The sequence below is a fragment of the Rhizobium sp. R635 genome (genome assembly GCF_002211285.1).
In the GTDB taxonomy this organism is placed as follows: Bacteria; Pseudomonadota; Alphaproteobacteria; order Rhizobiales; family Rhizobiaceae; genus Rhizobium.
Genome location: NZ_LOKX01000037.1, coordinates 130,953 through 146,611 on the forward strand (window position 1 = coordinate 130,953; position 15,659 = coordinate 146,611).

The window sequence follows — 15,659 nt, forward strand, 5'->3', positions numbered from 1 at the left end:
AGACCGTTATGACTGCGCGAATACTGGTGGTTGACGATATTCCGGCCAACGTGAAGCTGCTCGAAGCGCGGCTGCTTGCGGAATATTTCGACGTGATGACGGCAGCCGATGGCTACGAGGCGCTGGCGATCTGCGAGCGCAACCAGGTCGACCTGATCCTGCTCGACATCATGATGCCCGGCATCGACGGTTTCGAAGTCTGCGAACGGCTGAAGGCCAGCCAGAGGACCGCGCATATTCCCGTCGTCATGGTCACCGCGCTCGACCAGCCGGCCGATCGTGTGCGCGGACTGAAGGCCGGCGCCGACGATTTCCTGACCAAGCCGGTCAACGACCTGCAGCTAATCTCGCGGGTGAAGAGCCTGCTTCGGCTGAAAACCTTGAGCGACGAGCTGCGCATCCGCGCCGATACCGCCCAGACGATAGGAATGGACGACCTGATGCGGGCAGGCGAGGGCCGTGCCGACGAGGCCGGTCAGGTGCTCCTCGTCGACGGCCGCGCCAATTCGCAGGAGCGCATCGTCAAGGCGCTGAAGCCCGTGGCGGATGTACTTGCTCTTTCCGATCCGCAGGCAGCCCTCTTCGAAGCGGCCGAAAATGCGTTCGATCTCGTCATCGTCAACGCCAACTTCGACGATTACGATCCGCTCCGCCTCTGCTCGCAGCTGCGTTCGTTGGAGCGCACGCGCTTCCTGCCGATCCTGATCATCACCGAGCAGGGCGCCGACGAGATGGTCGTCCGCGCGCTCGATCTCGGCGTCAACGACTACATCATCCGCCCGGTCGATCCCAATGAGCTGGTTGCCCGCAGCCTGACGCAGATCCGCCGCAAGCGCTACAACGACCGTCTGCGCAACAGCGTCAAGCAGACGATCGAGCTTGCCGTGACCGATCCGCTGACCGGTCTCTACAACAGGCGCTATCTCGACAATCATCTGAACGTGCTCTTCAACCGTTCGATGGCACGGGGCCGGCCGCTTTCGGTGCTGATCACCGATATCGACCGCTTCAAGCAGGTGAACGACACCTACGGCCATGATGGCGGTGACGAAGTGCTGCGGGAATTCGCAAACCGCGTTCGCTCGACCATCCGTGGCGCCGATCTCGCCTGCCGCTATGGTGGGGAAGAATTCGTCGTCGTGATGCCCGACACCTCGCCGGAAATTGCGGCCGCCGTCGCCGAGCGCCTGCGTGCGGCGGTCGAAAGCGCTCCCTTCCTGCTGAAACACTCCGGTCAGGCGCTGAACGTCACCGCTTCCTTCGGTATTTCTTCCCGTATCGCTGCCGTATTGACCCCCGACCAGTTGATGAAGCAGGCGGATCTGGCCCTTTACGAGGCCAAGAACACGGGCCGCAACCGCGTCGTCGCCGCAGCCGCTTGACGAATCATTTGCCGTCCGCAGCGTCCTTCGCAGGTTATCCACTGCGGTAAGCAGATTGTTACCGATTTTTAATCCCGGCCCGGCAAAGGCCAGGCGAAAATTTTGCAACTTAATAGCCCAAAAATGGACAAGCCGCGTTGCTGTGATGTGCTGGCGCGGGATAGTCTTGAGATAGCCAGGCCGTGGCGCGTGATGAATTGGAAACTATAAAAAGTAGTGGGTGCCAACAAGGCTAAATAGAGCGCCGAGGCGTCACCTCACGTAAGGGGAGGGGAGGCGTAAGTTATTAGGTTATATTATCGAATTTCTTCGGGTGCCCGGATGTTACGCTCTGAAATCAAGCAGAGCCGGCGATTCTTTGTATGTTCCAAAACTGGACTTTTAACCATAGAATCAGACTCAGATTTTTTACCATTAAGAATTTGTTGATTTTCTTTCATTTTTGCGCAAATTATCGGCTCATAAGAGAAGCGCTCCCGTAGAGGAGTTGTCGATACCCCATGATGCTCAGGTCCGCCGCATCTCCTGGGTCGTGGGGTCGGTCGGCTAGTAGGCAAGCTATAACGGTTCCTCGTGCCGTTTTGCATGCTGGCCGACCCCCTTTCAAGAAAACGCCGTCACTTCCCGAAGATGGAAGGGCGGCGTTTTTCTGTTTGCGCTGTCATCTCTCAAAGAGGGCCGATTCCGGCAATAAAAAACGCGCAACCCGTGGGCGCGCGCTTTTTCGAAATCCCAGATATCAAGCGATTACTTGATCTTGGTTTCCTTGAACTCGACGTGCTTCTTAGCAATCGGGTCGTACTTCGTCTTCGTCATCTTGTCCGTCATCGTACGGCTGTTCTTCGTCGTGACGTAGAAGAAACCGGTGTCGGCTGTCGACAGCAGCTTGATCTTGATTGTTGTAGCCTTGGCCATGGTCGTCCTGCCTTTAAGAAAATGAAAGCCGTGGAAGCCGGATGGGCTCCACGGCAAATTCTGGCGCGAAACTACGAATCCCGCCCGAAAAGTCAAGTCCGTTTTCGAATGAACATCAATCTGATGCCGGAAAGTAGCGCGTAGAAGCCGAAGAAGGCGGCGATTGCCCAGGCAAAACCGTTATTTCCTGCGACATCGATCGCCGCGCCGATCGCTTGCGGCCCGGCCACGGTTCCCATCGCATAACAGAAGACGAATGCGGCATTGGCCGCCGCAAGATCGGAGCCCGTCAGCCGCGAGCCGAGATGGCTGAGGCCGACCGTATAGAGGCCGGAGACACAGCCGCCCCAGAAGAGCAGGAGCCCGGCCATCAGCAGCCAGTTGTCGATCAGTACCGGCAACATCATCGAGCCGATGAAACCCATCAGCGCCATGCCGGCCAGAAGCGGCCGCTTGTCGCCGATGCGGTCTGAGAGGAGGCCGAGCGGGATCTGGAAGATGACGTTGCCGACGCCCATCATGGTGAGCAGCAGGGCTGCCTGCGATTCGGTGAAATGGGCGCGCACGGCAAAGACCGGGAAAAGCGACAGCCCGCCCGCTTCGACCGCGCCGAAGATGAAGACGGCCGCCGTTGCCGTCGGCACCAGGAAAACGTAGCGCATGAAATGCAGCTCCGGCTTTTCCTCGAGTATCGGGCTTTCGTCGCGGGCGATGAAGATCGGAATGGCGGCAAGCAGGATGGCGCCGGCGCCGATCAGGAAGGGAAAGATGCCATCGCTGCCGAGCAGCGAAAAGAGCAGCGGCCCGGCTGCAAAGCCGAGGGAAAGCACCGTCGCGTAGATGCCGAGCACGAAGCCGCGTTTGGAAGGCGGCGAGGCGGCGTTGATCCAGAATTCGGAAAGGATGAACAGTGTCGTCGTCGCGCCATGGAAGGCGAAACGCAGCGGAAACCACATCCAGAAATCCTGGGCGTAGTAGAAACCGAGCGCGCTCAGCGCCGAGATCAGCACGGCCCAGAGCATCGTCGGGGCAACGCCGTATTTATGGGCGAGCTTGGTCGTAACGGGGGCCGCTGCCATCGCCGCGATCCCGGCCATCGCCGTGTTGAGCCCAATCAGTGTGGACGAGATGCCGCGTTTTTCGAGGATGATGCTGAGAAGCGGGAGTCCGAGGCCGATTGCTATGCCGACGGCTGAAATGGACGAGATGGCTGCCACCAGAGAAGGCCAATGGATTTCTTCGAGATCGCCTGGTGTGCCGTTTCTCGGCTGAGACATTTATCCATCCTTAGAAAGCTACGCGAGCGAATCGACCTCTCACCGCACATAGAAAGGCACAGACGTGCCAAATCCAGGTGACGAGCAGCGTTTCGCAGTATTTCCGATGTGATCTGCGGAATGTAAAGCCTGTTCAGACAAGAAAAGCTTACCATGTCAAGTCGGTGAGGATCGTTGACTCCCGCGTGTCGGTGGTGGTCGGTGGAGGGCTGGCACTACACGCTAAATATGTCTGGAAGGTGAAGGCGCTCAATCCGGCCGGCGGGGAAGGTCGTAATCATCGGGACTGTCGCTCTCTCCGCCGAAGCCGTGCATGCGCAGCGCCCATTGCAGACCGATGACGCCGCCCTTGATCGGCTGGATCGAGGCAAGCGCAGTGATGACGGTGATCGGCGCCCAGATGGCAAGATGGACCCATACCGGCAGTATGAAAGTCATGTCGGTCAGCATATAGCCGCCGACTACGACGTGGCCGAGGACGAGGATGACGATATAGGGCGGCAGGTCGTCCGAGCGGTGGTGATGCATCGCCTCGCCGCAGGCGGCGCAATGGTCGACGGGCTTCAGAAAGGCGCGAAAGAGTTTGCCGCTGCCGCAGGCCGGGCAGCGGTTCATCAGCCCGCGCATGACGGAACGCCCGAGCGGACGCTCGACTTCCGGCGCATCTCCGTAGCGGACGACCGGGTCGGTCGGTGTGCTCATCGCATCTTTCCTTTCAGGCCAAAAGCATGGAGTTCCGGACGCGGACTATTGCTGCTTCGGCACAACGGCCTAAAGCGCGTCGCGATCTTTCAGATTCGCTCCTCGCGCTTTAGTTCTTTGTTTTGACGCATGTCGTTATCGCAAAACCGCCGCACACTTTTGCGCGACATGCTCTAGCGGCGCCCGCGCGGCGGCCGCGTTCCCGGTTTCTTGCGAACCTGGCCCCTGTCGCGGCGGCCGGCCTTGTGGAAGGAGCGCACCGCCGTCGGCATCTCGCGCCCTTCGCTCAGCATTTCGAAACGCAGCGCGCCGGCAAGCGGAATTGCTTCGGCAAGCTTCACGGTGACGCTGTCGCCGAGGCGATAGCCGAGCCCCGTCTTTTCACCCGAGAGCGCCTGATGCGCCTCGTCATAGATGAAATAATCGGTGCCGAGCGTAGATATAGGGACGAAACCGTCCGCGCCATAGTCCGGCAAAACAATAAAGAGGCCCGATTTCGTAACCCCGGAGACGCGGCCGGAAAATTCCTCGCCGACGCGGGTGCTGAGATGGTGGGCGATCAGCCGGTCGATGGTCTCGCGCTCCGCCGCCATGGCGCGGCGCTCGAAGGTCGAGATTTCAGCGGCGATATCGTCGAGGGTGGCTTCTTCGTCGGGCGTGATGCCGCCTTCGCCGAAGCCGAGCGAGCCGACGAGCGCGCGATGCACGATCAGATCGGCGTAGCGGCGGATCGGCGAGGTGAAGTGGGCGTACTTCATCAGGTTGAGGCCGAAGTGGCCAATATTCTCAGGGCTGTAGATCGCCTGGCTCTGCGAGCGCAGCACCATCTCATTGACCATCGTCTGGTGGGCGGTGCCTTCGGCCTTGGCCAGGATGCCGTTGAAGCTGTTGGCGCGCATGTTGCCGCCCTTGGCGAGCGAAATGCCGAGCGTGGCCAGGAATTCGCGCAGCACTTCCTGCTTGGCGAGCGTCGGGCCGTCATGGATGCGGTAGACCAGCGGCTGGCGCTTCTTTTCCAGCGTCTCGGCGGCACAGACGTTCGCCTGGATCATCATCTCTTCGATCAGCTTGTGCGCATCGAGCCGCGGCGGAACGAAGACCCGGTCGACGGTACCGTCTGATTTCAGCAGGATCTTGCGCTCGGGCATGTCGAGTTCCAGCGGCTGGCGCCGGTCGCGTCCGCGCTTCATCACCCCATAGGCGTGCCAGAGCGGCTTCAGGATCGGCTCGAGCATCGGCCCGGTCTTGTCGTCCGGATTTCCGTCGATTGCCGCCTGCGCCTGCTGGTAGGAAAGCTTGGCAGCACTCTTCATCATGATGCGATGGAAGGTATGGCCGATCTTGCGGCCCTCTCCTGAGAAGCTCATGCGCACGGCAAGCGCCGGGCGATCGACGCCTTCCTTCAGCGAGCAGAGATCGTTGGAGATGCGCTCCGGCAGCATCGGCACGACCCGATCCGGGAAATAGACCGAGTTGCCGCGCTTCAGCGCTTCGCGGTCGAGCGGCGACTTGGGGCGGACATACCAGGAGACATCGGCGATCGCGACGGTGACGATGACGCCGCCGGGATTATCGGGCGAGGGGTCGAGCTCGGCGTAGACGGCATCGTCATGGTCCTTGGCGTCGGCCGGATCGATGGTGATCAGCGGCACGTCGCGCCAATCCTCGCGATGCGACATCGTCGCCGGCTTTGCATCCTCCGCCTCCGCCATGACGGCTGGCGGGAAGACATGCGGGATGCCGTGCGCATGGATGGCGATCATCGAGATCGCCTTTTCCGAGCCGACCGAACCGACGACGGAGAGAACCTTGGCGCGCGGCAGGCCGAAGCGGCCGAGGCGGGCGATTTCGATCTCGACCAGGTCACCGTCCTTGGCGCCGCCGGTATAGTCGGGATCGATCACCATCTCCTCGCCGCGCCGCTCGATCGGCAGCAGCCGTCCGCCGCCGCCAGGCGTGGCGCGGAAGACGCCCATCGAGGCGCCGCGACGTCTGTCGATCACCTTGATGATACGCGCCGTATAGGCCGGCCCGCCGCGATCGACGGCCGGGAAGATCTTCGCCAGAATACGGTCGCCGAGGCCGGCGACGGGCGCCTTGCCCTTGCCCGGGCGGCCTGCCGGCGATTGCTGGCGGATGGCGACGGCAGGCGCCACACCCTGCTCCTCCGGCCATTCCGCCGGCCGGCCGATCAGGTCGCCGTCCTTATCGCGCGTGGTGATGTCGAGAACGGTGACGGGCGGAAGGGCACCGGGTCGGATCAGCGACTTGCGGTTCTTCTGCAGCATGCCTTCCTGCTCGAGCTCCTGCAGCATATGCTTGAGTTCGACGCGGCTGTCGCCTTTCAGCCCGAAAGCCTTGGCGAGTTCGCGCTTCGAAGCCTTCTGCGGATGATCGGCGATGAAGCGCAGGATCACTTCGCGCGAAGGAAGCGCGCCGTGGACGATGTTCAGCGGCTCGACGGCGGGAGCATCCTTGCCGGCGCGGCCGATCTTGCCGGGGCGCTTGCCCGCAGGGTTCGTTCTGTCGCGCGGTATTCTGCTCACGTCAGCTCTTTTTCGATTTTGCGGGCGCTTTCGCCTTCGTTGTCTTCGGCTTGGCCGCCGTCTTGGTGGTCTTGGCTTCGGCGGCCGCCGCCTTCGGCTTGGCTTTCGCCTTGGCCGTCTTGCCTGCCGATGTTTTGCCAGCGGGGGCCTTGCCGGCCTTTTCCGTGATCAGCGCAAGCGCCTCCTCGACGGTGATCGCCTGCGGATCCTTGCCCTTCGGCAGGGTCGCGTTGACCTTGCCCCAATTGACATAAGGGCCGTATTTGCCGTCGCGAACGGTAATGGCGCCGCCATCGGGATGATCACCGAGCGTCTTCAGCGCTGCCGGCGTGCCGCGCGCACCGCGGCCTGGCGCCTTGTTCGCCTTCTCGGCGATGACGGTCACGGCGCGGTTGAGGCCGACGGAGAAAACGTCCTCGACGGTTTCCAGATTGGCATAGGAACCGTCATGCAGGAGGAATGGCCCGTAGCGGCCGATGCCCGAGGAGATCATCTTGCCGGTTTCGGGATGTTTGCCGATATCGCGCGGCAGCGAAATCAAAGCCATCGCCTTCTCGTAGTCGATGTCTTCGGGCTTCCAGCCTTTCGGCAGTGAAGCACGTTTGGCCTCCTTGCCGTCTCCGCGCTGGATATAAGGGCCGAAGCGGCCGGAACGCAGCGTCAGTTCCTCGCCGGTCGTCGGATCGGTGCCGAGGTTCTTCGGTTCGTTGAGCGCGACACCTTCCGCTTCTCCGCCGTTTTCGGAAGAGAGCTGGCGGGTGTAGTTGCACTCGGGATAGTTCGAGCAGCCGACGAAAGCCCCGTATCTGCCGAGTTTCAGCGACAGGTTGCCGGTGCCGCAGACCTGGCAGATCCGGGGATCACCGCCATCCTCCCGTTTCGGGAAGACGAGCGGCGCCAGCGCCTCGTTCAGCGAATCGAGCACGTTGGTGACGCGCAGTTCCTTGGTGTCTTCGATCTGCGCGAAGAAATCCTTCCAGAAGTCGCGCAGCACCTGCTTCCAGTTCAGCTCGCCTGCGGAAATCCGGTCGAGCTTTTCCTCGAGGTCGGCAGTGAAGTCATATTCGACATATTTGGTGAAGAAGCTCTCGAGGAAGGCGGTCACCAGCCGGCCCTTGGCCTGCGGAATCAGCTTGCGCTTGTCGATCGTCACATAGTCGCGGTCGCGCAGTGTTGCGAGCGTCGCAGCATAGGTGGAGGGACGGCCGATGCCGAGCTCTTCCATCTTCTTGATCAGCGAGGCTTCCGAATAGCGCGGCGGCGGCTCGGTGAAATGCTGGGTCGAATTGATCTTCTGCTTGGCGAGCGTCTCGCGTGCATTGATCTCCGGCAGGCGGCCATCTTCGTCGCCGTCGTCACTCTGCTCGCCGTCTTCCTTCTGGTCGGTATAGGCGGCGATGAAACCGTCGAAGCGGATGACCGAACCGACGGCGCGCAGGCCGGCCTTCTCGCCCTTGTTGTCGGCAGTGATCTCAGCCGTGGTGCGCTCGATCTCGGCCGACGCCATCTGGCTGGCGATGCCGCGCTTCCAGATCAGCTCGTAAAGCCGGATCTGGTCGGCGTCGAGGAATTTGCGCACCCGGTCAGGAGAGCGGTAGAAATCGGTCGGTCGGATCGCCTCGTGCGCCTCCTGGGCATTCTTCGCTTTGGTCGAGTAGAAGCGTGCCTTTTCAGGCAGGTAGCGTTCGCCGAACTGGTCGAGGATCGCGCGCCGCGCCGCGTCGATCGCCTCAGGCGCCATCTGCACGCCGTCGGTTCGCATATAGGTGATGAGGCCGACCGTCTCGCCGCCGATATCGACGCCTTCATAGAGCTTCTGGGCGATCTGCATGGTGCGCGAGGCGGAGAAGCCGAGATTCGAGGAGGCTGCCTGCTGCAGTGTCGAAGTCGTAAAGGGCGGTCCCGGATTGCGCTTGACCGGCTTCGCCTCGACCGTGTCGACGGCATAGCTTGCCCCTTCGAGCAAAGCCTTCAGGCGGCCGGCATCCTCGCCGTTGCCGATCGCACGTGGCGGCAGCCGCTTGCCGTGCGCCGAGACCAGCCTTGCCTCGAACTCGTCGCCGCGCGGCGTCTTCAGAAGCGCCGAGAGATTCCAGTATTCTTCCGAAATGAAGCGCTCGATCTCGGATTCGCGGTCGCAGACCAGGCGAAGCGCGACCGATTGGACGCGGCCGGCCGAACGCGCGCCGGGCAGCTTGCGCCACAGGACCGGCGAAAGATTGAAACCGACGAGATAGTCGAGTGCGCGGCGCGCGAGATAGGCGTCGACCAGCGGCACGTCGATATCGCGCGGATCGGCCATCGCGTCGAGCACGGCCTTCTTGGTGATCGCGTTGAAGACGACGCGCTTGACCGACTTGCCGTTCAGCACGCGCTTCTTGTTCAGCATGTCGAGGACGTGCCAGGAAATCGCTTCACCTTCGCGATCCGGGTCGGTCGCGAGGAAAAGGCCGTCGGAGGATTTCACTGCGTCAGCAATGTCCTTCATCCGCTTGGCGGAGGCGCCATCGACCTCCCAGAGCATTTCGAAATCCTGATCGGGAAGAACTGAGCCATCCTTGGCAGGCAGATCGCGCACATGGCCGAAAGAGGCGAGCACTTTGTATCCGGAACCCAGATACTTGTTGATCGTCTTGGCCTTGGCAGGCGATTCCACCACTACAACATTCATGATGATTCTCTAAAAAAACAGCCACGCCGGCGTGGAAGCCAGCGCAACACTCAGCGCAACATGGATACCGGCTCTCCGACATGGACAGGGAAATCGTTGCGGTCAAGGGGTTTGCTACAATTTTACTTCTTGCGTACGGTGCAATCGAAGAGGGATCGCATGTCGAATGCACCTTGTAATTGCTTTCAGGTCGATTTCAACACGCGGTTTCTGCAGCTCTCAAAGCCGCTCGTTCAAAACGCGCAGGGCTCAGTCGGAAAGGGAGACGAGGCCACCCTGATGCCGGTGCAGCCTGCCTGATATGTCGAGTTCCAGAAGGATGAGATAGACGGCGGATGCGGAAAGGCCGGTATGGCGGATGACGTCGTCGATCTCGACCGGTGTCGGTCCGAGCGCATCGATGATCCGCGCCCGCTCGGAATCGCCCGGCGGTACGATCATGGCCTTGTCGTCACGCGCCGGTTCCTCTGCCATCGAGGATGGGAAGAGATCGAATTGCGCAACCGGCGCCAGGGACTCGATGACATCTGCGGGTGCGGTAACGATCGAAGCGCCGTCTTTCAGCAACCCGTTGGTGCCATGACAGCGCGGATCGAGCGGTGAGCCCGGCACGGCAAACACCAGCCGGCCGAATTCGCCGGCAAGCCGCGCGGTGATCAGCGATCCCGAACGTTCTGCCGCTTCGACGACCACGAGGCCGAGCGCGATACCGGCGATCAGCCGGTTGCGGCGCGGGAAGTCGCGGGCACGCGGCTCCCAGCCGAATGGCATCTCGCTCACCGCGAGGCCGTTTCCGCCGGTTATCTCATCGAGCAGACCGACATTTTCCGGCGGGTAGGGCTGGTCGAGACCGCCGGCGAGCGCTGCGATCGTGCCTGTTTCGAGACTGGCCCGATGCGCCGCCGTGTCGATGCCGCGCGCAAGCCCGGAGACGACGGTATAGCCGGCCCGGCCGCAGTCGCGCGCCACCATCGCTGCGAATTTGGCGCCGGCAATCGAGGCATTGCGGGAGCCGACGATGCCGACGGCTGGCCGTTTGGCGGCGGCAAGCGCGCCTTTGACGGCTAGAAGCGGTGGTGCGCCATCGATCTGCTTCAACGCTTGCGGATAATCAGGTTCGCCGATGCCGACGAAGCGGGCGCCGAAGCGATGCGCGGCTTCGAGCTCGCGATGCGCCTCGGCCTCGCTGGCAATGCGGACCGCGCGCGTGGCGCCGCCGCGCGCCGAAAGCTCCGGCAGCGCCGCAAGCGCTGCCTCGGCCGAGCCGAAATGATTGACGAGGTCACGAAAGGTCGCAGGGCCGATATTGTCGGAACGGATGAGGCGCAGCCAAGCAATTCGCTGTCGTTCGGTCAGTACAACGCCCTTTGGCGCCGTGCTCAGCGCATCCATTATCCCTTCGCCCCGATCTTGCTTTCCGTCCCGCTCATCAGGCGGGAAATATTCGCTTTGTGCTTCCAATAGGAGATCAGCGTCATGATCGCCATGACAGCCGCGACCTTTTCGTTGCCGAGGATCCACAGTGCGATCGGGATGACGAGCATGGCGACCAGCGCCGACAGAGAGGAGTAGCGTGTGGTGAAGGCGATCGTCAGCCAGATGACGGCGAAGAGCACGACCATGATCGGCGCGATGCCGAGCAGGGTGCCGATATAGGTGGCTACACCCTTGCCGCCCTTGAAGCCGATCCAGACCGGGAAGAGGTGGCCGATGAAGGCGAAGAAACCGGCGATGATCGCAGCCTCCTCACCGAAGAAATAACCGACGACCCAGGCCGCGGCCGATGCTTTGAGCGCATCGAGCAGCAGCGTCGCGGCGGCCAGCTTGCGGTTTCCGGTTCGGAGCACGTTGGTCGCGCCGATATTGCCGGAGCCAATGCTGCGCACATCACCGAGGCCGGCGGCGCGGGTGAGGATCAGGCCGAAAGGAATGGAGCCGAAGAGATAGCCGATGACGGCGGCGGCAAGCGCGATCGGCAATGTGATCTGCCATGACATGAGATTGGATAGCATATGTCCCCTCAGCCCTCCGTGGCTTATCGTCCCAACCGTCTCTTAAAGTGCGTGCACGAGCTTTCCCGAGACGTATGTCGCGATTGCCCGCCCGCTGAAGCGCGCATCCTCGAACGGCGTATTCTTCGAACGGGAGAGAAGCATGTCTTTGGCGACAAGCCAAGGCTCATCGAGATCGATGAGCGTGATATCGGCCGGCGCGCCAGGCTTCAGCGTGCCTGCATTGAGGCCGAAAATCTGAGCCGGGCGGGTGGACATGGCATCGATCAGGCGCATCAGGCTTACCTGGCCGCCATGGTGAAGCCTGAGGGCGGCCGCCAGCATGGTTTCGAGGCCGACTGCGCCGTCCGCCGCCTCGCCGAAAGGCAGGCGCTTCGTATCGACGTCCTGCGGATCGTGCGAGGAGACGATGATGTCGATCGCGCCGCTCGCAACGGCCTCGGCCATCGCCACCCGGTCGTCTTCCGGGCGCAGCGGCGGGTAGAGCTTGAAGAAGGTGCGGTATTCGCCGATGTCGTTTTCGTTGAGCGCCAGATTGTTGATCGAAACGCCTGCGGTCACCTTGGCGCCGCGGCTGCGGGCACGTTCGATCGCTTCGACCGATTCCGGCACGGAGATCATCGCGGCGTGATAACGGCCGCGCGTCAGCTGCGCGATCCTGAGATCACGTTCGAGCGGAATGAGCTCGGCCTCCTTTGGAATGCCTGACAGTCCGAGCCAGCTGGCGAAAAGCCCTTCGTGCATGACGCCGTTGACGCCGAGATATTTGTCGCGGGTTTCGCAGGAGATGACGGCGCCGAATTCGCGCGCATAGGTCATGATCCGGCGCAGCACCTGCGTGTTGTGAACGCTTGAGTGGGCATCGGTGAAGGCGACGGCGCCCGCCTGCATCAAAAGGCCGATCTCCGTCATCTCCTCGCCGGCAAGGCCCTTGGTGATCGCGGCTGCCGGATAGACGTTGACGGCGGCGGTATCCCGCGCCGTCTTCTTGACGAATTCGACCAGCGCGATGTCGTCGATGACCGGATCGGTATCCGGCATCATGATGATCGAAGTGACGCCGCCGGCCGCCGCCGCCCGGCTCGCCGAGGCGATGGTCTCGCGGTGCTCGCCGCCGGGTTCGCCGATATGGACGCGCGCGTCGACGAGGCCGGGCGTGGCAACGAGGCCGGTGCAGTCGCGGATGACGGCGCCTTCCGGCGCGCCCTGGTTCTGGGCATCGTGACCGGCGGCAAGGATCACGCCGTTTTCGGCGATGATCGTGCCCACCTCGTCGAGATTGCGCGAGGGATCGACGATGCGGACATTCTTGAGGACGATCGGGTTGCTCATGCCATCATTCCATCGGTTCGGGGACCCTGGTTCTGCGAGACGAGCAGCGTCTCCATGACCGCCATGCGCACCGCGACCCCCATCTCCACCTGTTCGGCGATCACGCTCTGCGGGCCGTCTGCCACCTCGGAGGCGATCTCGACGCCGCGGTTCATCGGGCCGGGATGCATGACCAGCGCATCTTCCTTTGCCGCCTTCAGCGTTTCGGCATCCAGCCCGTAGAAGTGATAGTATTCGCGCACCGAAGGCACGAAGGCGCCGGACATGCGCTCGCGCTGCAGCCGCAGCATCATCACCACATCGGCGTCCTTCAACCCTTCCTTCATCGAGTGGAAGACCTCGACGCCCATATCCGCGATGCCGGCGGGCAGGAGGGTGGCGGGTGCGACGACACGGACGCGCGCGCCCATGGCGTTCAGCAGCAGGATATTGGAGCGCGCCACGCGCGAATGCAGCACGTCGCCGCAGATTGCTACGATGATGCGTGAAAGCTTGCCCTTGGCGCGGCGGATCGTCAGCGCGTCGAGCAGCGCCTGGGTCGGATGTTCGTGCTGTCCGTCACCGGCATTGACGACTGAGCAGGAGACCTTTTGGGCGAGAAGGGCGGCCGCTCCCGCGCTCGAATGGCGGATCACCAGCACATCGGGGCGCATCGCATTCAGCGTCATCGCCGTATCGATCAGCGTTTCGCCTTTCTTCACGGAGGAATTGCCGACCGACATGTTCATGACGTCGGCGCCGAGCCGTTTGCCGGCAAGCTCGAAGGAAGCCTGCGTGCGGGTCGATGCCTCGAAGAAGAGGTTGATCTGCGTCAGTCCGCGCAGCGTCGACGTCTTCTTCTCTCGCTGGCGGCTGATCTTGACGGCTTCGTCGGCCTTGTCGAGAAGATAGGTGATATCCTGCTCGGTGAGGCCCTTGATGCCGATGAGGTGGCGGTGGGGGAAAAAGACCATGACCCTGCCTCTTGCTGTCTCTGGCGGGTCTATAAAGAGTGCGGCCCGCCGGGGCAAGCATGCGCTGTGGGCAAAGGCTTATGTCCCCATGCATTTTCGCCTGAATTCCGATAGAGCAGGATGACGCGAATCATAACTTCCGGTTTCCTTTTGCCGGGCTCTTGCACTAGAAGCGAATAATGACCTCCGCCAACCGGACTGACGACAAACTCGCAGAACTCAACCAGCCGAGCCTGTGGTCCGGCATCAATGCCTATCGGTCCGATCCGCTGATCGTCGATCTGACGGCTGCTTTGCCGCGTGGCATCCGCGAAGACCTGGAAAATATCGGCCGCTACGTCACCTCGCCGGAGGCGCAGGAGCTGGCGCGCATGGCTAACCAGGGCGCGCCGCAGCTGCGCACCCATGGCCCGCGCGGCGAGCGACTCGACGTGGTCGAATTCCATCCCGCCTGGCACGCGCTGATGCGCCGCTCGATGTCGGTCGGCCTGCATTCCTCCGTCTGGGACCCGCAGGCCGATACCGAAGCCAAGGATGAGGCGCACAAGGTTCGCGCCGCGCGCTTCTATCTGATGGCGCAGCTGGAATCCGGCCATCTCTGCCCGCTGACGATGACGAGCGCCTCCGTTGCCGCGCTTTCGGCGTCTCCCGCCGTACAGAAGGACTGGGCGCCGAAGATCCTCTCGCGCAAATATGATTCGTCGAACAAGCCGGCCATGCAGAAGTCTGCCGTCACCATCGGTATGGGCATGACGGAAAAGCAGGGCGGCACGGATGTCAGGGCCAACCGGAGCGCGGCCGAAAAGGTCAGCGAAGGCATATACCGGCTGTCCGGCCACAAGTGGTTCATGTCCGCTCCGATGAGCGATGCCTTCATCATGCTGGCGCAGACCAAGGAGGGCATGGGCTGCTTCCTGGTGCCGCGCCTTCTGGAGGATGGCTCCGCCAACGGCCTTCAGTTCCAGCGGCTGAAGGACAAGGTCGGCAACCGCTCCAATGCCTCTTCCGAGGTGGAGTTCTCAGATACTTTCGGCTTCCTGCTCGGCGGCCCGGATGCCGGCATCCGCACCATCCTCGACATGGTGACGCTGACGCGGCTCGACTGCGCGCTGGCCTCCTCAGGCATGATGCGCGCCTCGCTCGCCGAGGCCGTGCACCACACGCGCGGCCGCAGCGTCTTTGGCAAGATGCTCGTCAACCAGCCGATCATGACGCGCGTGCTCGCCGATATGGCGCTCGATGTCGCTGCCGCCACCGCGCTGTCCTTCCGCCTTGCCGATGCTTTCGACAAGGCGCGCGGCAACGCCGAACAAGCGGCCTATGCCCGCGTCATGACGCCGGTCGCCAAATACTGGTGCTGCAAGATCGCCCCGGCGCTGATCTACGAGGCGATGGAATGCATCGGCGGCAACGGTTACATCGAGGAGCGCCCGATCGCCCGCCATTACCGCGAGGCGCCCGTCAACGCCATCTGGGAAGGTTCCGGCAACGTCATGGCGCTGGATGTGCTGCGCGTGCTCAACCGCGGCAAGGATCTGTTCGAGACGGTTTTTGCTGGCCTCGCCCGCGATCTCGGTCCCGCCGGCAAGAAGACGATCGACGTGCTGCGCGCCGCAATCGCGCTCTGCGAACAGGACGAGGGTGCGGCACGCCTGCTCGTCGAGCAGCTGGCGCTTGCCGCCGGCGCGGCGGAACTCTATCGGCTCGGAGCAGGACGCATCGCCGATGCCTTCATCGAGACACGCCTTGCCGGCGGCTGGCGCTCCACCTACGGCATGCTCGATTCCCGCTTCGACGCCAGCTACATCGTCGATCTGCTCTATCCGCCGGCGGCCTGATCGCACGCGGGAGAGGCTGCCACAACCCTCT

The 15,659-nt window shown here is 62.5% G+C and carries 11 protein-coding genes; 2 read left to right on the plus strand and 9 right to left on the minus strand.

Annotated elements, in window-relative coordinates; all coding sequences use genetic code 11:
- Positions 1-8 precede the first annotated feature (8 nt).
- Entirely contained in the window at positions 9-1,382 is a 1,374-nt protein-coding gene (locus ATY78_RS27605; RefSeq protein ID WP_088685464.1) for a PleD family two-component system response regulator, read from the plus strand.
- Between the two features lie 747 nt (positions 1,383-2,129).
- Here the strand turns inward: ATY78_RS27605 and rpmG are convergent.
- From rpmG to ATY78_RS27650, 9 genes are all read right to left on the minus strand, one after another.
- Positions 2,130-2,297, minus strand: a complete 168-nt coding sequence (gene rpmG, locus ATY78_RS27610) for a 50S ribosomal protein L33 (protein ID WP_003587245.1) — start codon at positions 2,295-2,297, stop codon at positions 2,130-2,132.
- A 92-nt stretch (positions 2,298-2,389) separates the two neighbouring features.
- A complete protein-coding gene (locus ATY78_RS27615; RefSeq protein ID WP_088685465.1) occupies positions 2,390-3,574 on the minus strand; it encodes an MFS transporter in 1,185 nt (394 codons plus the stop codon).
- 249 nt (positions 3,575-3,823) lie between these two features.
- Positions 3,824-4,276 (minus strand): DUF983 domain-containing protein, encoded by a 453-nt coding sequence (locus tag ATY78_RS27620; RefSeq protein ID WP_088685466.1) that lies wholly within the window; start codon positions 4,274-4,276, stop codon positions 3,824-3,826.
- 173 nt (positions 4,277-4,449) lie between these two features.
- A complete protein-coding gene (rnr, locus tag ATY78_RS27625) occupies positions 4,450-6,822 on the minus strand; it encodes a ribonuclease R (RefSeq protein WP_088685467.1) in 2,373 nt (790 codons plus the stop codon).
- A 1-nt stretch (position 6,823) separates the two neighbouring features.
- Positions 6,824-9,493, minus strand: a complete 2,670-nt coding sequence (topA, locus tag ATY78_RS27630) for a type I DNA topoisomerase (protein WP_088685468.1) — start codon at positions 9,491-9,493, stop codon at positions 6,824-6,826.
- Between the two features lie 249 nt (positions 9,494-9,742).
- Positions 9,743-10,885 (minus strand): DNA-processing protein DprA, encoded by a 1,143-nt coding sequence (gene dprA, locus ATY78_RS27635; RefSeq protein ID WP_088685469.1) that lies wholly within the window; start codon positions 10,883-10,885, stop codon positions 9,743-9,745.
- A complete protein-coding gene (gene plsY / locus ATY78_RS27640; RefSeq protein ID WP_088685470.1) occupies positions 10,885-11,505 on the minus strand; it encodes a glycerol-3-phosphate 1-O-acyltransferase PlsY in 621 nt (206 codons plus the stop codon). The genes dprA and plsY overlap by 1 nt, the downstream gene beginning before the upstream one ends.
- A gap of 42 nt (positions 11,506-11,547) precedes the next feature.
- Positions 11,548-12,837 (minus strand): dihydroorotase, encoded by a 1,290-nt coding sequence (locus ATY78_RS27645; protein ID WP_088685471.1) that lies wholly within the window; start codon positions 12,835-12,837, stop codon positions 11,548-11,550.
- A complete protein-coding gene (locus tag ATY78_RS27650; protein WP_088685472.1) occupies positions 12,834-13,790 on the minus strand; it encodes an aspartate carbamoyltransferase catalytic subunit in 957 nt (318 codons plus the stop codon). Before ATY78_RS27650 ends, ATY78_RS27645 begins: the two co-directional genes overlap by 4 nt.
- A 179-nt stretch (positions 13,791-13,969) precedes the next feature.
- Between ATY78_RS27650 and ATY78_RS27655 the strand changes: the two genes are divergently transcribed.
- Entirely contained in the window at positions 13,970-15,628 is a 1,659-nt protein-coding gene (locus ATY78_RS27655) for an acyl-CoA dehydrogenase family protein (RefSeq protein WP_088685473.1), read from the plus strand.
- The last annotated feature ends 31 nt before the right edge of the window (positions 15,629-15,659 follow it).

Excerpts from the sequence above, each read along its gene's own strand:
- ATY78_RS27605 (WP_088685464.1), top strand. The coding sequence starts at position 9 with ATGACTGCGCGAATACTGGTGGTTGACGATATTCCGGCCAACGTGAAG.
- rpmG (WP_003587245.1), bottom strand. The coding sequence starts at position 2,297 with ATGGCCAAGGCTACAACAATCAAGATCAAGCTGCTGTCGACAGCCGAC.
- ATY78_RS27615 (WP_088685465.1), bottom strand. The coding sequence starts at position 3,574 with ATGTCTCAGCCGAGAAACGGCACACCAGGCGATCTCGAAGAAATCCAT.
- ATY78_RS27620 (WP_088685466.1), bottom strand. The coding sequence starts at position 4,276 with ATGAGCACACCGACCGACCCGGTCGTCCGCTACGGAGATGCGCCGGAA.
- topA (WP_088685468.1), bottom strand. The coding sequence starts at position 9,493 with ATGAATGTTGTAGTGGTGGAATCGCCTGCCAAGGCCAAGACGATCAAC.
- dprA (WP_088685469.1), bottom strand. The coding sequence starts at position 10,885 with ATGGATGCGCTGAGCACGGCGCCAAAGGGCGTTGTACTGACCGAACGA.
- plsY (WP_088685470.1), bottom strand. The coding sequence starts at position 11,505 with ATGCTATCCAATCTCATGTCATGGCAGATCACATTGCCGATCGCGCTT.
- ATY78_RS27645 (WP_088685471.1), bottom strand. The coding sequence starts at position 12,837 with ATGAGCAACCCGATCGTCCTCAAGAATGTCCGCATCGTCGATCCCTCG.
- ATY78_RS27650 (WP_088685472.1), bottom strand. The coding sequence starts at position 13,790 with ATGGTCTTTTTCCCCCACCGCCACCTCATCGGCATCAAGGGCCTCACC.
- ATY78_RS27655 (WP_088685473.1), top strand. The coding sequence starts at position 13,970 with ATGACCTCCGCCAACCGGACTGACGACAAACTCGCAGAACTCAACCAG.